Consider the following 19,685-nt stretch of genomic DNA (forward strand, 5'->3'; position numbering starts at 1 on the left):
CGGCAACCCGTACTGATATCAGGAGGCTTTCATGGCAGGCGAGACAACAATCACCGTCGTCGGTAACCTAACCAACGACCCGGAACTGCGGTTCACTCCGTCCGGTTCGGCAGTGGCGAACTTCACCATTGCCTCGACCCCGCGGACCTTCGACCGTCAGTCCAACGAGTGGAAGGACGGCGAAACGCTGTTCCTCCGCGCGTCTGTCTGGCGTGAAGCTGCTGAAAACGTCGCCGAGTCCCTCACCAAGGGAACCCGCGTAGTTTGCCAGGGCCGCCTGAAGTCGCGTTCGTACGAAACCAAAGAGGGCGAAAAGCGCACCGTGATGGAGCTTGAGGTCGACGAAATCGGCCCCTCGCTGCGTTATGCCTCTGCCAAGGTCACCCGCACCCAGCGCTCCGGCGGTGGCGGCGGCGGCTTCGGCGGCAACAACGGCGGCAGCGGTGGCGGCTTCGGCGGCAACTCCAACTCCGGTTGGGGCGGCGGCCAGCAGCAGCCCGCGCAGTCCGCACCGGCTGACGATCCCTGGGGCGCCCCTGCGGGCGGCAACTCCGGTGGATGGGGCAGCGGTCCGGATTCGAACGATCCGCCCTTCTAAACCTCTTCATCCGAAGAGCGGCAACCCCCTTTCGGGAGAAGCGGCCCTTCACCCGGCGCCTTCGGGCGCCATCCTCAGACGGCAACCGCCGTCGAGCCCATCCCGTGGAAATGTATCCACGGGCTCCACTAGACATAAGGAGCTCCACGATGGCTAAGGCTGAACTTCGCAAGCCCAAACCAAAGTCCAATCCCTTGAAGGCCGCTGACGTCACCGTCATCGACTACAAGGACGTAGCATTGCTGCGCAAGTTCATTTCCGACCGCGGAAAGATCCGCGCTCGTCGCGTAACTGGCGTCACCGTGCAGGAACAGCGCAAGATCGCCCAGGCAATCAAGAATGCCCGCGAAGTTGCTCTCCTGCCTTACTCCGGCGCTGGCCGCGGCTAAAGGAAAGGAACCTAACTCATGGCAAAGATCATTCTGACCCACGAAGTAACCGGTCTCGGCGCTGCCGGCGACGTCCTCGAGGTTAAGGACGGTTACGCACGTAACTACCTCCTGCCCCGCGGCTTCGCTCTGACCTGGACGAAGGGTGGCGAGAAGCAGGTTGAGTCCATCAAGGCTGCCCGCGCTGCCCGCGAGCACGCTTCCCTGGAAGATGCTCAGAAGCAGGCTGCTGCCCTCTCCGCCAAGCCGGTCAAGCTGACTGTCAAGGCCGGCGAGTCCGGACGCCTCTTCGGTACCGTCAAGCCCGGCGACGTTGCCGCCGCTGTCGAAGCCGCCGGTCTCGGCGCCATCGACAAGCGCAAGGTTGAACTCCCGACGCACATCAAGTCGGTTGGTTCCTTCCAGGCCAACGTCCGCCTGCACAACGATGTTGCAGCCGTCATCGACCTCGAGGTCGTTGCAGGCTAACGTCTGACGCAGACGCACGGAACACCCCTCGGCCTTCGGGCCGGGGGGTGTTTTTGCGTCCCGGAGCCGCTGTGGAGGGCACCTGTGAGGCCCGCCGGATCCGTCGTGCCGGGAAATCCACAGGCCGGGTCCCGCAGTTGTGGATATCACGGGGGATAGTTGTGGATTTGGGCACGCATAGGCGTGATTGAAGCTCCTGTCAACATGGGCTTAACTGCCGGGCGTGGCGGAAAAATAGTTTGTTTACACAGGTGTGGACAAGCGTTTGCCCTAGTCAGAGCCACATTTGTGGAAATAATCCAGATTTATCCACATGCTTATACCCAGCCTGTGCACAAGACACGCCGCGTTATACACAGACTGTCCACAGGACCTGTGGATAACTCGTTTGTCGGCAGGGCTTAGGGGGCATACGGTTGCGGTGAATCCCTTCTTCAGACGCATGCCCGCCGGAGGATCCGCCAGCACTGACGCCGCCGTTCCGGCCGAAAGACAGTGCGGGCTGATAGAGATAGACAAGCCCTCCGGCAGGGCAGGGATCGAAACGTCTTAGCCTTTATGGAAAGGGTCACAGTGTCGCTCACGCATACGGACTCCCCGGCCTCAACATCAAGTCCGGACTTCGCGAGGACACCGCCCCAGGATCTTGTCGCCGAACAATCGGTGCTTGGCGGCATGATGCTCTCCAAGGACGCCATTGCAGACTGCGTGGAGGTCCTGCGCGGCCTCGACTTCTACCGTCCGGCGCATGAGGCCATCTATGAAGCCATCATCGATCTCTACGGCCGTGGGGAACCGGCGGACGCCGTCACCGTTTCGGATGAACTCACCAAGCGCGGCGAGATTGGCCGCATCGGCGGCCCGGCCTACCTGCACGAGCTGATCCAGTCCGTTCCCACCGCAGCCAACGCCGGCTTCTATGCCGAAATCGTGCGCGAGCGGGCCGTTCTCCGCCGCCTCGTCGGCGCCGGCACCAAGATTGTCCAGCTGGGCTACTCCAACGAGGGCATGGAGGTGGATGACATTGTCAACGCCGCCCAGGCCGAGATCTACGCGGTGGCCGAGCGCCGCACCGCGGAAGACTACGTGCCCCTGAAGGACATCATCGAGGGCACGGTGGACGAGATTGAATCGGCCGGGCACCGCGGCGAGGGCATGACCGGCGTCCCCACAGGCTTCTACGAGCTCGACGAGCTCACGCAGGGCCTGCACCCGGGCCAGATGATCGTCATCGCCGCCCGCCCCGCCGTCGGCAAGTCCACCTTCGCACTGGACTTCGCCCGCTCCGCGGCCATCAAGAACAACATGACCACCGTTTTCTTCTCGCTGGAAATGGGCCGCAACGAGATCGCCATGCGCCTGCTCTCTGCGGAAGCGACCATCGGCCTCCAGGACCTGCGCAAGGGCACCATCAAGGACGAGCAGTGGGGCAAGATCGCCACCACAATGGGCCGGATGAATGACGCGCCGCTGTTTATTGACGACAGCCCGAACATGTCCCTGATGGAAATCCGGGCCAAGTGCCGTCGCCTGAAGCAGCGCCATGACCTCAAGCTCGTGGTGCTGGACTACCTGCAGCTGATGTCCTCGGGCAAGCGCGTTGAATCCCGCCAGCAGGAAGTTTCCGAGTTCTCACGTGCGCTGAAGCTACTGGCCAAGGAACTGGAAGTACCCGTGATCGCGTTGTCGCAGCTGAACCGTGGTTCGGAGCAGCGTACCGACAAGAAACCGATGGTCTCCGACCTTCGTGAATCGGGCTCCATCGAGCAGGATGCGGATATGGTCATCCTGCTGCACCGCGAGGACATCTACGACAAGGAATCGCCGCGCGCCGGCGAGGCCGACGTCATTGTGGCCAAGCACCGTAACGGCCCCACCAAAACCATCGTGGTGGGGTTCCAGGGCCACTACTCCCGCTTCTCGAACATGGCGGTTGAGGGCGGCAGCGGCTTCTAGCCGCCGTCCGGCCCTCGTCCCCGCCTACACCGCTTACCGCCCACCGCTTCCCCCCACCGCCGCAGGAGATCCGCCATGCCCAAGTCCAAGCCCCGCAAGAAGGCCGTCTCCAAAAAGAAGCAGGCCCGCCGCGCGGAGCATGAAGTCAATGCCCTGCTGCGCGGCGAAACCGCCTACTTCAGCGATGAGGCGGAGGCGCTGCTGAGCGCGCGCGGCTGGATCAGTGAGCGGGACCAGCCCGGCGGACCGGACCAGGGCGACGCCTGGTACTGGATGCCTTCCCAGCTGCCCGCCTACCTGGAGGAAGGCGAGCCGGTACCGACTTCCATCTATCCGTCCTCGGAGAGCACCTTCGTCAGCCAGCTGGCGACACCGGACGGTTCCGTTCCGGTCGTGGCGCAGACCGAGTACGACTCGCTTGAAGCACTCGAGGCGGACCTGGACCGGCTGCAGGCCTACCGGGTGCCCGACGACGCGTGGACGGTCCTGGGCGGGGGCCCGTCCGCTGATGAGACCCCCGGTGATCTCATCGACTCCATCACCGAGGAATGGGAGCTCATTGCAGAGCTCATCCACTTCCCGTACAGCAACGACGCCGGCCCGCGCTCCTTTGCGGCCGTGGAGCAGGCCGTGCAGGACGGCCGGCTGACCGAGTACGCCTACCGGTCAATCCTGGCCGGGCGCGGCGGACAGTAACCGCGGCAGCGGCGCCGCCGGAGGGTTTTAGCCCCGGCTTGAGGCACCCGGGCCGCCGGCCGGCTCCCCGTGCGCATCATGGCTGGAGGCCAGCTGCCACGGCACGGATGCGACCATGATTGCCGGTTCGAAGTGCAGCCGGGCCTTGATGCGCAGGGCCGTCTGGTTGTGCACCAGCTGCTCCCACCAGCGGCCCACCACGTATTCCGGAATATAGACCACGAACAGTTCCCGCGGCGCGTTGCGCCGGGCATCGCGCAGGTAGGCCAGCACGGGGGAGATGGTCTCCCGGTACGGCGACGAGAGGACGGTCAGGGGCACCGGAATCTGCAGCCGCTCCCAGTCGGCCAGCGTGCGGCGGGTGTCCTCCGGATCGAGATCCACGATGATCGCGTTCAGGCTCGAGGGGCGGGAGGCCCGCGCATAGGCAATCGCGCGCAGTGCCGGTTTGTGGACCTGGGAAATCAGGATCACCGCGTTGACCCGGGACGGCAGGGCCAACCCGTTATCGTCTTCGCTGAGCGCCAGCTCGCGGGCAACCGTGTCGTAGTGGACGCGGATGCTGTACATGATGACGTACAGCGCGGCCATGGCCAGCAGGGCAATATAGGCGCCGTGGGTGAATTTGGTGATGATGACGATGACCAGCACCAGGGCCGTCATCCCGAAACCGATGGAGTTGATCGCCCGGGACCGCTGCATCCGCCGTCGTACGTCCTTGTCCCGCTCGGTGCGCAGCTTGCCCGTCCAGTGCCGGATCATGCCCAGCTGGCTGGCGGTGAAGGAGACGAAGACCCCGACAATGTAGAGCTGGATCAGCTTCGTGACATCCGCGTCGAAGGCCACAATGAGCACCAGGGCGCCCAGGCCCAGGGAAATGATGCCGTTGCTGAAGGCCAGACGGTCTCCGCGCGTGCGCATCTGGCGCGGAAGGAACCCGTCCTTGGCCAGGATCGAGGCGAGCACAGGGAAACCGTTGAATGCGGTGTTGGAGGCAAAAACCAGGATCAGGCCGGTAGCGGCGACCACAAGGTAGAAGGCGATGCTGCCGCCGCCGAAGATGGTTTCCGCCAGCTGGCTGATCACCGGATGCTGCACGTAGGCGTCACCGACGGGGGAACCGTTGGCCGTCAGTTGGGTGGCCGGGTCCTGCGCTACGTGGACCTTGGTGAGGTTGGCCATGGCGATGATGCCGCCGATCATGGCCGCGGAAATGAGGCCCAGAAGCAGCAGGGTGGTGGCTGCGTTGGCGCTTTTGGGTTTGCGGAATGTCGGTACGCCGTTGCTGATGGCTTCGACACCCGTGAGTGCGGCGGCGCCGGAGGAGAAGGCGCGCAGCAGCAGGAGCACGCCGGCAAGTCCGACGAGCCCCTCGTCGAAACCGGATTCCCGCACCAGTTCAAAGGAGGCCGACGGTGCCTGCCGCAGGGTTCCGGTCAGGAATTGGATGAAGCCGGTGAGGCACATGCCCAGCACGGACGCCATGAAGATGTAGGTGGGTACCGCGAACAGGGCGCCGGCTTCCCGGATGCCGCGGAGGTTCACCAGAACCAGCACGGCCACGCCGATCACGCCGATGGTGGCCTGGGTCCCGTGCAGTGCGGGAATGGCCGTTACCAGATAGGACGCCGCCGAGGACATGGATACGGCCACGGTGAGCACGTAGTCCACCAGCAGTGCGGAGGCGACGGTCAGCCCGGCCGGCTTGCCCAGATTGGTGCTCGCAATTTCATAATCTCCGCCGCCGGACGGATAAGCGTGTACGTTCTGCCGGTAGGAGGCCACCACGGTGAGCAGCACGACAATTACGGCCAGCCCTACCCAGGGTGAGAGGGTCACGGCGGCAACGCCGGCCAGGGCCAGGGTAAGGAGGATCTCGTCGGGTGCGTAGGCGGCAGACGAGAGGGCGTCCGAGGCGAAAACCGGGAGCGCGATCCGCTTGGGAAGGAGTGTGTGCGAGAGCCGTTCGTTGCCGTAAGGACGCCCGACCAGAATGCGCTTGAGCGCATTGATGAATGTGAGCACGAGGTCCAACGTTAGACCCGGCCAGCGCCACTGTCCAGAACCGGAAATTACGCCTGCTCCGGCCCGACAGCCGCCGCCGGCAGCGGCTGTCTGCGGCGGGTATCGGGGGCACTGTCGTGTCGGTGGGCACAATCGTCGGAGATGCCACCGCGGGGCCGGTTTCCGGGTGTCCTTCGCCACTGCATATTGCCGAAATGGAGACTAATCGAATACCGGTACCCCTTTTAGGGCGCCTGATCCTGCTTTATGTGACTCTCATCACGCATAAAAGGTGATCCGGGGCATAAAAAAGCGGGCCGGACCCCCCTAAAACCACCCTGTGACGAAGTCTACAAAAACGGCATTGGATTGTACTTCTCGCGCTTGCTGGCGCGGATCCGGGATGGATAACGATTCATGCAGACTTGATATCGATTTGATCTCGACAAAGAGCTCCCCTACCTTGATTAAGGCCCCGGTCGAGGGCTGGACCGCTGACTGAATCGAAGTCGGCGGCGGCCGGCACCAATTCTGGTGCGGCCTCAAACCAGAAAATCATGATGTCACGCGTCCACTGTGCGTCGCCGCTGCGTGGCATTGACGAAGACCTCTATCAACTTGGGGAAGGCGACGGCGTGCAGACGCCCGGGGACGGGACGAGCGCAGGTGGAACCCGTGGGAGCAAAAGACTTATGAAGAACCAGAAGATCCGTCGTATCGTACGCCGCGGCCTGGCTACCGCCGCCATCACCGGTGCTGGTGCTGCCGGCCTCGTCGGCATGGCCGCCCCGGCCAACGCCGCCTCCATGGACTGGGACGCGCTGGCACAGTGCGAAAGCGGTGGAAACTGGGCTATCAACACCGGCAACGGCTTCTCCGGCGGGCTGCAGTTCCAGCCGAGCACCTGGGCCGGCTTCGGCGGCACCGAGTACGCAGCCAATGCTGCCGATGCCACCCGTGAGCAGCAGATTGCCGTAGCCGAGCGTGTCCTGGCCGAGCAGGGCCCCGGCGCCTGGCCTGCCTGCACCGCCAAGCTGGGCCTGACCGGCGCCACCGCCAACCCCCAGGCCGCCCAGGCTGCTCCGGTTGCTGAGCCCGCCCCGGTGGTTGAGCAGGCTCCGGTTGTTGAGCCCGCCCCGGTGGTTGAGCAGGCTCCGGTTGTTGAGCCCGCCCCGGTTGTTGAGCCGGCTCCGGTTGTTGAGCCGGCTCCGGTTGTTGAGCAGGCTCCGGTCCAGACCTACGTTGCGCCGGCTCCGGTCGAGGTTGCTCCGACGAGCATCCCCGTTGAGACCGTGGCTCCGGTTCAGACTCCGGCCCCGGCCCTGTCCGGCGAGACCTACCTGATCCAGCCTGGCGACACCCTGTCCGGCATCGCCGAGAAGCTGGGCATCCAGGGTGGCTGGCAGGCGCTGTACAACGCCAACCTGGACACCGTTTCCAACCCGGACCTGATCTTCGCCGGTCAGTCCCTGCAGCTGCCGGCCTAATCACGGCACGCTGACTCCGCTTTTCCGCGGATATCAAGCAGAACGGGCGTTTCCACCGAGGGTGGAAGCGCCCGTCCGCGTTTAAGCCCATGCTGTTGTTTAAGCCCATGCCGGGCCCCCGTTTAATCGCCTCCGCGCCCCTCAACCGCCGGCGATCGACTGGAGTACCAGGAGCTCCGCACGGTCCGGCAGGACGGTGGACATCCCGTCCAGGTCCCGGATGTCCTCGCCGTCCAGATAAAGGTTCACATAGCGGCGGAGATTGCCGGTCTCGTCGCAGACCCGGCGGTACACGCCCGGGTAGTCCGCCTGCAGGAGCGCCAGGACGTCGGCGACAGTGCTCTCCGCGGCCCCGGCGTCCCTGCGGCCGGGTTCGGCACCGGGACGAAGCGACAACAGGCGCCGGCCGTCGACGACGTCGGCCAGTGCCGCGGGCAGCAGCAGTTCGACGTCGGTGCGCCCGGGAGCGTCAGGCCGCAACTGCGCGGACACAGAGCACATCCGGAAGATTGGCGGCCACCAGGGTGAAGGATTCGCCCTCGTCGGCGCTGGCGTAGACCTCGCCCCCGCGGGTGCCGAAGTAGATACCGGCGGGATCGGCGTCGTCCACATCGGCCGCGTCACGGAGCACGGCATTGAAGTCGTAGGCCGGCAAGCCGGCGTCAAACCGTTCCCAGCTGCCGCCGGCGTCGACGCTGCGGTAGACCGCAGGGCGGCCCTGCGGCGGATTGCGTTCCCCGGCCGAACCGAGCGGAATGGTCCAGATCATGTCCGGTCGGGTGGGATGGGCAAGCATCACAAAGCCGAAATCCGCCGGCAGGCCGTCCGCAATCGACAGCCACTGCCCGCCGCCGTCGTCGCTGCGGTACACCCCGCCGTGGTTCTGGGCGTACAGCCGCTGCGGGTTGCCGGCGTCCCTGGCCACCTTGTGCACGCATTGCCCGAATTCCGGGTATTTCTCCGGCATGAAATCCGCGATGATGCCGGAGTTGAAGGCATCCCAGGTGCCGCCGCGGTCATCCGAGCGGTAAACCCCGCCGCTGCTGATCGCCACGTGGACGGAGTCGTCGCTCGGGCTCGGCAGGACTGTGTGCGCAGCCGGGCCGCCGTAGCCGGCGCCCCACTGGGTGCGGTGCGGATGGTCCCACAGTCCCCGCACCAGTTCGAAGTGCTTGCCGCCGTCTTCGGACCGGAACACGGAGATCGGCTCGCAGCCTGCCCAGACAACGCCCGGCCGGTCCGTGCTGTCCGGCGCCAGCTGCCAGATACGCTCCAGCGAGGCCCCGGTGTCCTCGGGGAAGGCGATGGCCGCCTGCTCGGGTTCCTGCCAGGTCCGTCCCAGATCATCCGAGATTGCCACATTGGTGCCCCACCATTCGGACCGCACCCCGGCCAGCAGGCGCGGCGTCCCGCTGCGGGCATCGAACGCCAGGGACGGGACCTCGGTCATGGGGAATTCGGGTCCGCGCAGCTCCCAGTTGCGGCGGTCGGAGCTCGTTGCCAGCCACAGCCCCTTGCGGGTTCCGATGGCGAGGACGGTGGCGACGCCGTGGCGTCCGGCGGCAGGTTCGGCAGCGGGCATGGCCTTGGGCACGGCATCCATGCGGTTATTCCAGCACCGGGGGGCCGCCTGGACAAGGGTTTCCGCAAAGACCGGCCGCCCCGCGGCGCGGCGGATGCGGCCGCCGCATGGAAATTCCGGTCCCGGGTGCGATAGACATAAAAGATGCTGCTGCTGCGGCCGGAAGTCCGGCGTCCATGATCTACATCGATCCGCCGATGTGGCCGGCGCACAACACCCTCTTCTCGCACCTGGTGTCCAACGAGGGCCTGGACGAGCTGCACGCGTTCACCCGGGCCGCCGGTATCTCGGACCGGGCCTTCGACGGCGACCACTACGACGTGCCGCAGGAACGCTACGACGCGCTCGTGGCCCGCGGTGCGGTGCCGGTCAGCTGCGGGGACCTGGTCCGCATCCTGATTTCCAGCGGGCTGCGGATTCCGGCACGGGAACGCCCTTCTGCGCTCGCTGCTCCGCTCCGCCACCGGTGGAACCGGCTGCTGCCCGGCACTCCCGAGCTGGGTGACCGCCTCCTGGAGCACTGGAACGAGCCGCACCGCCGCTACCACGACCGCAGGCACCTGCTGCAGGTCCTTGAGGCACTGGACCTGCTTACCGGCGGCGACATCCCCCGCCCCGTAGCCCTTGCCGCGTGGTTCCACGACGCGGTGTACACCGGCCGGCCCGGTGCGGACGAGGAAGCCTCGGCCCGGCTCGCCGAGCAGCTGCTGCCGGGCGCCGGCGTGGCTGCCGCGGTGGCCGCGGAGTGTGCACGGCTGGTCCGCCTGACCGCCGCCCACGATCCTGCCGCGGAGGACATTCCCGGGGCGCTGCTCACGGACGCGGACCTGGCCGTGCTGGCCCGCCCGCCAGCCGGTTATGCCGACTATCTGCAGGCGGTACGCGCCGAGTACGCGCACCTTTCGACCGAAGAGTTCAAGGCCGGACGACGGCGCGTGGTCCAGCAGCTTGCCGCCGCCGACCCGCTCTATCGAACGCCTGCCGGACGGCGGCTCTGGGAGGAACAGGCCCGCCGCAACCTGGCCGCCGAGCTCGCGGGGGCGCCGGCGGAGGAGACATCCACGGCAGCGGAGGGGCAATGAGCGTGCCCAACCCGGCACCGGGGGTCAGCGGGCACTCCGGGCAGTCCGGGCAATTCGCCGGGCATCGGCGCGGCAGCAGCGGTTACCGCGGTGTCCTGGTGGGGCTGGCTGCCGCCGGCGTGGCGACCTTCGCCCAGCTGTATTCCCTGCAGGGCGTCCTGCCGGAACTTGCCGCCGACCTGGGGATTTCCGCCTCCTCGGCCGCGCTGACGGTTTCCGCAGCCACCCTGGGGCTCGCCGTCACCGTGATTCCGTGGTCCGCCGCAGCGGACCGGTTCGGGCGGCTGCCGGTCATGCGGCTGGCGATCCTCGCCGCGGTGGTGCTGGGCCTTGCCGTTCCCCTGAGTCCGAGCCTGCCGGTGCTGCTGGGCCTGCGCTTCCTCGAGGGTGCGGCACTGGGCGGAATCCCGGCCGTGGCCCTGGCCTACCTCAGCGAGGAGGTCAGCCGGCTGCATGCCGCCGTTGCTGCCGGAACCTACGTTTCGGGCACCACCGTCGGCGGCCTCGCCGGCCGGATCCTGGCGGCACCGCTGGGTGAACTGGTGAACTGGCGGGTGGGCGTGGCCGCAGTGAGCCTCCTGGCCGCCGGTGCCGCTGTCGTTTTTATGCTCACCGCACCCCGCCAGCACGGTTTCGCGCCCGTGCGCCGGGCCGCTCCGGGACACGGCCTGGCTGCCCGGCTGGCGTCCAATCTCCGCAGCCCGCGGCTGCTGGCACTGTATCTGCAGGGCTTCCTGTTGATGGGCGGCTTCGTGGCGGTCTATAACTACCTGGGCTTCCGGCTGGGCGCTGCGCCCTTCGGCCTGCCCCAGGGCGTCGCCAGCGCGTTGTTCCTCGCGTATCTGGCCGGCACCTGGTCCTCCCGGGCGGCCGGGACGCTGGCGGCCCGGCTTCGCGGCGGACGGAAGCCGGTGCTGCTGCTGTCCATCGCCGCGATGGCCGCCGGCCTGGTCCTGACCCTGGCCGAAAACCTGCCTGCCGTTGTGGCCGGCCTGCTGGTCTTCACTGCCGGTTTCTTCGCAGCGCACTCAATCGCGTCCGGCTGGACTCCTTTGCTGGCCCGGGAGGGACGGGCGCAGGCCTCCTCGCTGTACAACCTCTTCTATTACACCGGGTCCAGCCTGCTGGGCTGGGCCGGCGGCTACTGCTTCCAGCAGGGCGGGTGGCCGTCGCTGGTGCTGTTTGTGGGCGGGCTGCTGCTGGCGGCTGCGCTGGTAGCCGTCCTGGTCCTGCGCACCGGTGACGTAGAGCCGAAACCATCGAAAGTGCAGTAGTTACCGTTGGCGACATCGACAGTGCAGTAGTTACGGGTTTTCAGGCGAAAACCCGTAAGTGCTGCACTTTCGATTCCTGAGGTGCCGAAAACGTAGGCTGGAAGACGTGAAGACCGACGCCGACCTCTCCTCCCGGCGGCTCAGCCGCCGCATTCTGGCCCTGGCCCTGCCGGCGCTGGGCGCGTTAATCGCCGAACCGCTGTTCCTGCTGGCCGACTCCGCCATTGTCGGCCACCTCGGGGTAGCCCAGCTGGCCGGCGTCGGGCTGGCGTCCACGGTGCTGCAGACCGCCGTCGGGCTGATGGTTTTCCTGGCCTATTCCACTACGGGCACGGTGGCACGCTACCTCGGCGGCAACCGGCAGCCCGAGGCGCTCGCCGCGGGACGGGACGGCATTGCGCTGGCCGTCCTGCTGGGTGGAGTGCTTTCCACTGCGGGATACCTGTTCGCTCCGCAGCTGTGCAGCGCCATGGGTGCCACCGGCGAGGTGCACCGGTATGCCGTGGACTACCTGCGCTTTTCCATGCCGGGCCTGACGGCGATGCTGGTGGTCCTGGCCGCCACGGGCGTGCTGCGCGGCCTGCAGGACACCCGCACCCCGCTGGTGGTGGCCACGGCCGGCTTTGCCGCGAACATCGGACTGAACTACCTGTTGGTCTACGGGTTCTCCCTGTCCGTGGCGGGATCGGCGCTGGGTACCAGCATCGCCCAGTGGGGCATGGCGGTGTTCTACCTGATTGCGGTGGCACGGATGGCCCGTTCGCAGGGGGTTCCCCTGCGGCCCGCGGTGTCGGGCATCAGGGCGACGGCGCACGTGGGTTCATGGCTGATGCTGCGCACGCTGAGCCTGCGTGCCGCGGTGCTTGCCACAGTGCTGGTTGCCACCGCGCAGGGGCCCGAATCCCTGGCCGCACATCAGCTGGTTATGACCGTCTTTACCTTCCTGGCGTTCGCCCTGGATGCCCTGGCGATCGCGGCCCAGGCAATGATCGGCAAGGAACTGGGGGCCGGGGACACCGTGCTGGCCCGTGCGCTGACCCGGCGGATGATCATTTGGGGCGTGGGGTTCGGCGTCATTACGGGGGCGCTGCTGGCCCTGGTGGCCCCGGTGGCCGGTGTGCTCTTCACCAACGACGCCGGGGTGCAGCAGGCCATGACCGCCGGGCTCTGGGTCCTCGCCGTCTCCCAACCCATCTGCGGGCTGGTGTTTGTGCTGGACGGAGTGCTGATCGGGGCGGGGGATGCGAAGTATCTGGCCCTCACCGGCCTGCTGAACCTGGCCGCCTACCTGCCGCTGCTGCTCTGGGTGCATTCAGCGGGCCTGTCCGGAGGCGGCGGGATCGCCTGGCTGTGGGCGGCATTCGCCCTGGGCTATATGAGCGCGCGCGGAATCACCCTGTCCTGGCGGACCCGGCGGGATGCCTGGATGGTTACCGGTGCCGCGTCCGGAGCCGCGAGCGACTAAGCTTGACGTGGCCAACCGGCCACCAACCCTGACGGCACAAGTGAAAGCGGAGGCTCTGCAGTGGGCGCATCCAACCCCGGAGCACCTTGGGGACCCATGCTGGTCCGTTCAATGGTGGCCGCCGTCTACGGCGTGCTGACCGTCTTCTGGCAGGATCCCACCGAGCCGGTCCTCGTGTTTGCCGGCGGTGCCTATCTGCTGCTCACCGGCGTTGCGCTCTGGCCCATGCTGACGGCGGCCCGGGGACACGGCAACGTGCGGCCTGTCCTGCTGGTTGAAGCCGCAGCCTACGTTCTTGCCGGTGCAGCCACGCTGGCCTTTGCATCGGCCGAGGCGTTCCGCGCAGCGGGTGCCGCCGCCCTCATTCTCGGCGGAGCCCTGGAGATCTTCCTGTGGGTCCGGCACCGCGCGGACTTCCTGCCGGCCCGTGACTGGCTGATCACCGGTGCCGCCGCACTGGCTGCCGGTGTCCTGGTGCCGCTCTTCTATGACCTGGGCGTCCGTGCGCTGCTCGGCGTGACCGGCGGTGCCGCCATCATCACCGCCGTCATCGTGGCGATATCCGCGCTGGGCGCCCGGCATGATTCCCGCACCGCGGCCGCAACGCAGGCGTAGGCCGTAAACTAGGTAACGCGCGTGGTGCATTTACGCACCGATCCGCGCCACCCCAACGCAGCAGGAGGCAAAGATAGTGGCAAACAGCTCAACCGGCGGGCCGCAGAGGCGGAACTCCGTAAAGGCGCCGCTGATTTTCTCAGCCGTGCTGGCGCTGATTGCCGGCATTGCCACCATGATTTTTGCCACCGGCGGAGCGGAACAGGAACTGCGGTTCGACCTCGGACTCATCGCCGTCGGCATTGCGTTTATTGCCTCGCTGCTGGTCTCCTCGCTGTTGCTGATGACGGAGAAGCCGAACCCCGAGCACCTAAGCCAGGGTTCGGGCATCCACCGCAGCTCCGCAAAGATCCCCGGCGGGGCGGGAAACGTGGGCAAGCCGGCGTCGTCCACTCCGGACACCACGGACGACTCTCCCCGGCCCACGGATCCCACCGCCTGAGCGCGGTCTAGTCGAAGATCTCCTTGCTGATGTCCGTCGGTGCGTCGTATTGGCGCTCCGGCAGGTTCTTTAGCGCCTCCAGGACGGTCCCCTCGGCGCCGGCCCCTTCGGCCTTCTTCACGATGTCCTCCTTCGACGCCGGGTAGTCCAGGCCTCCGAGGGTTTTCTGCACGTCAATCGGGCTGGGCTTGTCAGCCATGTGTTCTCCTTTGTGGTGGGTTGCTGATGGACGGGCCGTAGTCGCCGGTCCCCAGAAGGAGCTCGGCAGCGTCGGCGGACCGGTCGGTGACGGTGGTCGGCGACTCCAGGTGCACTGCCCCGGAGGGGATCATCCCGGCGCCGCCGAACCTTTCCATCACCCGCCACTGGGCCGCCACGTCCTCCCCGGCGTGCCCGGGCGGCAGCTGGTCCCAGAACCCGAAGCCGCCGCACGCGAGCAGGGCCCGGCGGTCGTAGAGGACGCAGGCCCCCACCCAGGCAATCCGGTACAGCTGCCATTCTCCGGGCGGGATCCCGAGACCGGAAGCCACGTGCGCCAGATTCGCCGCATTGTGCAGCGTCCAGCGGGAGAAACCCGGCTGGCCGCGGCGGATCCGCTCGGGCTGCACCTGTCCGTTTTCCCAGGTCTCGAACGGCTGCTGTTCCTCGGGCCGCCGGTCGGCGAGATAGGACAGTCCCTGCACGGCCGCCCCTACAAAGCCGCCCCCGGACGCTGCCAGCGCGGCCGTCAGCCTTGCCAGCATGTCCGGTTCCAGCCAGACGTCGTCGTCCAGGAACAGGACCCGCGGAGCTCCGGCCTGGCCGAGCAGGAAGTGCCGCTGTTCTGCCAGCCCCCGGGCCGGCAGGTGCCTCAGCAGCCGGACCGACCGGCCCTGCGCCTGCAGGACCCGGACCATGGCCTCGGCGGCGGGATGGTTCCACGAGGGAACATCGGTGCTTTGATCGCTGATGACGACGGCGAAGTCCGGCCCGTCCTGCGCAGCCAGCCCGGCCAGGGTGACGGCCAGTTCGGCCGGCCGGTTGCGGGTGGGAATCAGCACGTCCACCTCGGCCGGGCTGCCGGAAGCGGACGGCCGGGCCCAGTCCCCGGACCAGCGCCGCGTCACGGCGGGTCCCCGGGACCGTTCCCGGCGTCGTCGGCGATAGCCTCCGAGCCACGGCCGACCGCGGGGGTTCCGCCGGTTTCCCCGGGACCGTTCCCTGTGCCGGCCGACCGGATCCGGGATACCAGGGCAGTGGTGGAATGGTCGGAGACGTAGTCCAGGATCAGCACCCGGCCGCCGCACTCCTCCACCACCGGGGTTTCAGCGAGCATCTGCGCGGAATAGTCCCCGCCCTTGGCGTAGATATCCGGCCGCAGTTCCCGGATAAGCGGAATCGCGGTGTCCGTGTCGAACACGGTCACGTAGTCCACGCAGCTGAGCGCGGCAATGATCCCGGCCCGGTCGTGGACGGGGTTGATCGGCCGGCCCGGTCCTTTCAGCCGGCGGGCGGACGCGTCGCTGTTCAGGGCGACCACCAGGATGTCACCCAGCTGTTTGGCCTGGTTCAGGTATCGGGTGTGCCCGCGGTGCAGGACGTCGAAACAGCCGTTGGTCAGGACAATCCTGTGCCCGGCCGCCCGTTCGACGGCGGTCCGGGCCAGGAGGTCGGCCCGGCTGAGCGCCGCGTCGGCAAAACTGTCCAGGTGCTTTTCCAGGTCGGCGGTGCTGCAGACGGAGGTGCCGGGCCGCTGGACCACAACATCGGCGGCGTTCTGCGCCAGGTCCGCCGCGGTGGACAACGGCAGCCCTGCGGCCCGGGCCAGCGTCAGGCAGGCAACGAAGGTATCTCCTGCTCCCGACGCCTGTTTTTCGGCGGCCGGGCGTGCCCAGGTGCGGTGGAACCCGCCGCCTGCACTGATCACTGCCGCGCCGTCCCGGTCCAGGGTGACGGCCGCCGCTGCGGCACCGGCAGCGGCCAGCAGGTCCGGTGCAGCCGTACGCACCCCCGCGGCGCGGTCCGGGCCGAGGGCCTTCGGTCCGCCCAGCAGCAGCGCGGCTTCGGCGGCATTCGGCGTGACCAGGTCCGGGGCCAGATCCGCCCAGGCCGCGGCGTCGTGGGCGTCCACCACGGTGAGCCGGCCGCCGCGCAGGGCCACCAGGGCGTCCCGCACCGGCCCGTGCAGCAGGCCGGTGCCGTAGTCGCAGACCACCAGGGCATCGGCGTCCTGCAGCAGTGCAGGGACCGAGGTGGCCAGCAGTTCCTCCGCCTCGGCCGGGAACCGCCCGCCGTCGTCGAGCCGGAACAGCACCTGTTCGCCGGCGAGTATCCGGTCCTTCGTGGCCGTCTGGGCGTGCGGGTGCTGCACCAGTCCGCGCAGGTCCACTCCCGCTTCGGCCAGGATGAAACGCAGCCGGTCGCCGGCGTCGTCGCTGCCGGTCAGCCCGCCGAGCCGCACCCGCGCTCCGAGGGCCTGCAGGTTCATGGCGGTGTTCCCCGCGCCGCCCGGTGCGTAGTTCTTCCGCTGCACATCCACCACGGGTGCCGGGGCCTCCCGGCAGAACCGCTCGGTGACCCCGGACCACCAGCCGTCCAGGATTACATCGCCGATGACGGCGATACGCAGGGAAGCCGCCGCGAGCCGGCCCGGCAGTCCCGGAGCGAGGCTGCGAACCTCCCCGGGGTTCCGGAAGTCCCTCACGCGGGGATCCCCGGTGCCGCGGGTCCGGGCGGCGCGACATGGACCACCTTCACCAGGGAAAATTCGTCAAGAAGCTCCGGGCCGTAGCCAAATCCCCGGCCGCTCCGGCGCCGCGGCTGTGCGGAACCGCCCGGTCCGCCGCCGAAGACGGCGTTGATCTTCACCGTGCCCACGTCCAGGGCAGCGACCGACTGCTGCGCGTGCGCAATGCTGCCGGTCAGTACCGTGGCCGCCAGCCCGTAGGACCCCGCAGCGGCCAGGGCGAGACCTTCCTCGAAGCTGTCCACCACCTGCACGGGAGCCACGGGGCCGAACGTCTCGGTGTCGAAGACCTCCATCCCCGCCGAACAGTTCAGCAGGACGGTTGCAGGGTAATGGGCGCCCGGGCCTTCCGGCAGCGCTCCGCCCTCTGCAACCGTGGCGCCGCGGAGCAGGGCCTGGACTACGTGCCGGTGAACGGTCTCGCGCAGCCGGGTATCCACCAGCGGCGCCATGGCACGGTCCCGGTTGCGTTGCCGCGCCTCGGCGATGAGCTCAGCGCAGAACGCGTCCGCGATGTTGCGGTGAACGTAGATGCGCTCCACCGACGTGCAGATCTGGCCGCTGTTGCTGAATGCCCCGACGGCTGCCTGTCCGGCTGCCCAGCGCGGATCCACGTCTGCGTCCACCAGCAGCGGATCGTTGCCGCCGTTTTCGAGAATCACGTGGGCGCCCGTGAGCGCGGCCGCCCGGGCAATCCGCGCGCCGGTAGCGCTGGAACCCACGTGTGCCAGAACGTCCACCCCTGTCTCCATGCTCAGCTGGGCACCCACATCGGCGCCCCCGGTGACGGTGGCAAGCACGCCGGCCGGGAACACCGGTGCCAGGATCTCCCCGAGCAGTTTTCCGGTGTGGGGAGCGCGCTCGCTGGGTTTGGCGACCACCGTGTTGCCGGTGGCCAGCGCCGCACCGATCAGTCCGGCGGAAACCGCCACCGGATCGTTCCATGGGGTGAGCACCACGGCGACGCCGCGCGGAACGGCCACGGTGTAGTCGGCAGCAAGTGCCGCCCCGCGGAGGCTGTGCCCCCGGTGCACCGGCCCGAGTTCGGCGTATTGCTCCAGCGTGGCCACACCGGCCCGCACTCCGGCGAGGGCCTCGGCCCCGGGCCGTCCGGTCTCGCGGGTATTCTCCGCCGCAACTTCTGCCGCCCGCAGCGCCAGGGCAGCGGCAGCCTTGCGCAGCAGGCGTCCCCGCTCGGCGGGGTCGGTGCCTGCCCACCCGGGGAGGGCGCCGCGGGCCGCCGCCACGGCGGCCCGGATCTCCGCGCGGCCGGTAGGCTCCAGCCGGCCAACGAGGGCGCCGTCCCGCGGGTCGAGGATGGTGATCAGGTCCGGGGAGCCCGCCGCGTCCGGACGGGAAGCCGGTTGATCCGGCCCGGAAAGCGGCGGGGAGACCGGCGGTTGAATGGTGGTGGACATGCTGCTCCTTGTCGCGCGTTGTATAGCTCCCATACCCCGTTTCCGGCGGGTTTAGACAGGCACGGAAAGCAGGTGCGGGGCTGCAGGCGGCGCCACGGGTTCCGGCCGCCCTGACGGACTTATGCCGTTAGCGGCATATGTTGCGGGAGCCGGCTGGTCCGCCGGACGGCAATCGGCCGCCGCCAACTGGAGTAGACACCTCCCTTGGGCCCGGCCGCGCCAGCACCTATGGTGAGTGCCCACAGGGCAGACCGGCGCGGCACGCGGGTTCTCGGCGAAAGGAAGCCCGATGAAGCAGAAGACCACGGACCGGCGCGGGCCGCTGTACTCCCGGGGGGACCGGCCGGGACTCGCCCGCGGTGTCGGCCCCCTGGCCGCACCCTTTTCCGACGTGCGGAAGATCGCCGTGCTGCGCGGCGGGGGGCTGGGGGACCTGATGTTCGCCCTGCCCGCGGTCGAGGCACTCGCGGCCGCGTATCCGGCCGCGTCCATCACGCTGCTGGGAACGGCCCTGCATGCCGCCCTGCTGGCGGACCGGCCGGGTCCCGTGCACCGGGTGGAGGTACTGCCCGCTGCCCCCGGGATTGCCGCCGGGTCCGGGGACCCGCAGGCCGTGGACGCGTTCCTGGCCCGGATGCGGCAGGAACGGTTTGACCTGGCGGTCCAGGTGCACGGGGGCGGACGGAATTCCAATCCCTTCCTGCTCGGCCTGGGCGCCCGGCACAGCGTGGGGACACGTACACCCGATGCCGCTGCCCTGGAGCGGAGCATCCCCTACATCTACTACCAGCACGAGGTGTTCCGCGCCCTGGAGGTGGCCGGGCTGGCCGGTGCCGCTCCCGTCAGCCTGGACGCGCAGCTGCCGGTCCTGGCCACGGAGTCGGCTGCGGCACGGGCCCTGCTATTGCCGGACCGGAAACTGGTGACCCTGCACCCGGGGGCCACCGACCCGCGGCGCCGGTGGCCGGCGTCGTGCTTCGCGGAGGTGGCGGTGCATGCCGTCGCCCGGGGCTGCCAGGTTGTGGTGGTGGGAGACGACGCCGACCGGTGCCTGGCCCGGCAGGTTGCGGACCTTGCGCTTGCCGGCGCCGGGCCGGATGCACCCGTCCGCTCACTGGCCGGCGACCTGGGCATCGGCACGCTCGCAGCCCTGCTGCAGGCCAGCTCGGTGATGGTGGGCAATGACAGCGGGCCGCGGCACCTTGCCCAGGCGGTCGGGGCCGCCACGGTGGGGATCTACTGGTTCGGCAACGTCGTCAACGCCGGGGCGTTCGGCCGCACCCGGCACCGGGTGCACATGTCCTGGGTGTCCGCCTGCCCCGTCTGCAAGGCCGACGTCACGCAGGTGGGCTGGACGGCGGAACGGTGCGAACACGACGACTCGTTCGTGGCCGAGGTCCGGGCATCCGACGTGTGGGCCGACGTCGACGAGCTGCTGGGGTAGCGCCGGGATTCCCTTGGCGCCAGCGGAGGAGCGGGAGTTT

Annotated in this window: 19 protein-coding genes; 12 read left to right on the forward strand and 7 right to left on the reverse strand. The window is 68.3% G+C overall.

The features are described from left to right. The first annotated feature begins 31 nt into the window (after positions 1–31). The 5 genes from LOC60_RS11935 (at position 32) to LOC60_RS11955 (ending at position 4,107) form a co-directional block, all read left to right on the forward strand. Positions 32–598 (forward strand): single-stranded DNA-binding protein, encoded by a 567-nt coding sequence (locus LOC60_RS11935; RefSeq protein WP_230025390.1) that lies wholly within the window; start codon positions 32–34, stop codon positions 596–598. 149 nt (positions 599–747) lie between these two features. Then, positions 748–987, forward strand: a complete 240-nt coding sequence (rpsR, locus tag LOC60_RS11940) for a 30S ribosomal protein S18 (RefSeq protein WP_005273147.1) — start codon at positions 748–750, stop codon at positions 985–987. Positions 988–1,005: 18 nt separating this feature from the next. After that, positions 1,006–1,455 carry a 50S ribosomal protein L9 gene (gene rplI / locus LOC60_RS11945; protein ID WP_230025391.1) on the forward strand — a complete coding sequence of 150 codons (450 nt, stop codon included), beginning with the start codon at positions 1,006–1,008 and terminating at the stop codon, positions 1,453–1,455. A gap of 573 nt (positions 1,456–2,028) precedes the next feature. Next, positions 2,029–3,411, forward strand: a complete 1,383-nt coding sequence (dnaB, locus tag LOC60_RS11950) for a replicative DNA helicase (RefSeq protein ID WP_229951200.1) — start codon at positions 2,029–2,031, stop codon at positions 3,409–3,411. A gap of 75 nt (positions 3,412–3,486) precedes the next feature. Next, a complete protein-coding gene (locus LOC60_RS11955; protein ID WP_230025392.1) occupies positions 3,487–4,107 on the forward strand; it encodes a cell division protein CrgA in 621 nt (206 codons plus the stop codon). Between the two features lie 27 nt (positions 4,108–4,134). Here the strand turns inward: LOC60_RS11955 and LOC60_RS11960 are convergent, their stop codons facing one another. After that, positions 4,135–6,132 (reverse strand): APC family permease, encoded by a 1,998-nt coding sequence (locus LOC60_RS11960; RefSeq protein ID WP_230025393.1) that lies wholly within the window; start codon positions 6,130–6,132, stop codon positions 4,135–4,137. Positions 6,133–6,803: 671 nt separating this feature from the next. Between LOC60_RS11960 and LOC60_RS11965 the strand changes: the two genes are divergently transcribed. Further along, a complete protein-coding gene (locus tag LOC60_RS11965) occupies positions 6,804–7,598 on the forward strand; it encodes a LysM peptidoglycan-binding domain-containing protein (RefSeq protein ID WP_230025395.1) in 795 nt (264 codons plus the stop codon). 141 nt (positions 7,599–7,739) lie between these two features. On the opposite strand, the gene LOC60_RS11970 is transcribed toward LOC60_RS11965, so the two are convergent. Beyond that, the gene (locus tag LOC60_RS11970) at positions 7,740–8,090 is read right to left on the reverse strand and encodes a MoaD/ThiS family protein (protein ID WP_230025396.1); all 351 of its coding nucleotides are present in this window, start codon (positions 8,088–8,090) and stop codon (positions 7,740–7,742) included. Next, a complete protein-coding gene (locus LOC60_RS11975) occupies positions 8,068–9,180 on the reverse strand; it encodes a WD40/YVTN/BNR-like repeat-containing protein (protein WP_230025618.1) in 1,113 nt (370 codons plus the stop codon). The genes LOC60_RS11970 and LOC60_RS11975 overlap by 23 nt, the downstream gene beginning before the upstream one ends. 176 nt (positions 9,181–9,356) lie before the next feature. Between LOC60_RS11975 and LOC60_RS11980 the strand changes: the two genes are divergently transcribed. The 5 genes from LOC60_RS11980 to LOC60_RS12000 all read left to right on the forward strand — a co-directional run bounded on the left by LOC60_RS11980 (position 9,357) and on the right by LOC60_RS12000 (position 14,058). Beyond that, positions 9,357–10,262, forward strand: a complete 906-nt coding sequence (locus LOC60_RS11980; protein WP_230025619.1) for a DUF4031 domain-containing protein — start codon at positions 9,357–9,359, stop codon at positions 10,260–10,262. After that, the gene (locus tag LOC60_RS11985; RefSeq protein WP_230025397.1) at positions 10,259–11,536 is read left to right on the forward strand and encodes an MFS transporter; all 1,278 of its coding nucleotides are present in this window, start codon (positions 10,259–10,261) and stop codon (positions 11,534–11,536) included. Before LOC60_RS11980 ends, LOC60_RS11985 begins: the two co-directional genes overlap by 4 nt. A gap of 106 nt (positions 11,537–11,642) precedes the next feature. Beyond that, positions 11,643–13,001 carry an MATE family efflux transporter gene (locus LOC60_RS11990; RefSeq protein WP_230025398.1) on the forward strand — a complete coding sequence of 453 codons (1,359 nt, stop codon included), beginning with the start codon at positions 11,643–11,645 and terminating at the stop codon, positions 12,999–13,001. A 60-nt stretch (positions 13,002–13,061) separates the two neighbouring features. Continuing rightward, positions 13,062–13,616: a hypothetical protein gene (locus LOC60_RS11995; RefSeq protein ID WP_230025399.1), complete on the forward strand. Its 555-nt coding sequence runs from the start codon at positions 13,062–13,064 to the stop codon at positions 13,614–13,616. A 76-nt stretch (positions 13,617–13,692) separates the two neighbouring features. Beyond that, complete coding sequence (locus tag LOC60_RS12000; protein WP_230025400.1) at positions 13,693–14,058, forward strand: hypothetical protein; 366 nt, start codon at positions 13,693–13,695, stop codon at positions 14,056–14,058. Positions 14,059–14,065: 7 nt separating this feature from the next. On the opposite strand, the gene LOC60_RS12005 is transcribed toward LOC60_RS12000, so the two are convergent. From LOC60_RS12005 to LOC60_RS12020, 4 genes are read right to left on the reverse strand one after another with little or no spacing between them, the layout of a single operon-like run. Continuing rightward, the gene (locus tag LOC60_RS12005; RefSeq protein WP_230025402.1) at positions 14,066–14,257 is read right to left on the reverse strand and encodes a DUF2795 domain-containing protein; all 192 of its coding nucleotides are present in this window, start codon (positions 14,255–14,257) and stop codon (positions 14,066–14,068) included. Continuing rightward, positions 14,250–15,164 (reverse strand): glycosyltransferase, encoded by a 915-nt coding sequence (locus LOC60_RS12010; RefSeq protein ID WP_230025404.1) that lies wholly within the window; start codon positions 15,162–15,164, stop codon positions 14,250–14,252. The genes LOC60_RS12005 and LOC60_RS12010 overlap by 8 nt, the downstream gene beginning before the upstream one ends. Next, positions 15,161–16,741, reverse strand: a complete 1,581-nt coding sequence (rfaE2, locus tag LOC60_RS12015) for a D-glycero-beta-D-manno-heptose 1-phosphate adenylyltransferase (RefSeq protein WP_230025405.1) — start codon at positions 16,739–16,741, stop codon at positions 15,161–15,163. Before rfaE2 ends, LOC60_RS12010 begins: the two co-directional genes overlap by 4 nt. Further along, a complete protein-coding gene (locus tag LOC60_RS12020; RefSeq protein WP_230025407.1) occupies positions 16,738–18,201 on the reverse strand; it encodes an aldehyde dehydrogenase family protein in 1,464 nt (487 codons plus the stop codon). The genes rfaE2 and LOC60_RS12020 overlap by 4 nt, the downstream gene beginning before the upstream one ends. Positions 18,202–18,490: 289 nt before the next feature. On the opposite strand from LOC60_RS12020, the gene LOC60_RS12025 reads away from it, so the two are divergent. Then, positions 18,491–19,645, forward strand: coding sequence for a glycosyltransferase family 9 protein (locus tag LOC60_RS12025; protein WP_230025409.1), 1,155 nt, complete (start codon positions 18,491–18,493; stop codon positions 19,643–19,645). The last annotated feature ends 40 nt before the right edge of the window (positions 19,646–19,685 follow it).

The sequence above is a fragment of the Arthrobacter sp. zg-Y769 genome (assembly GCF_020907405.1).
In the GTDB taxonomy this organism is placed as follows: domain Bacteria; phylum Actinomycetota; class Actinomycetes; order Actinomycetales; family Micrococcaceae; genus Arthrobacter_B.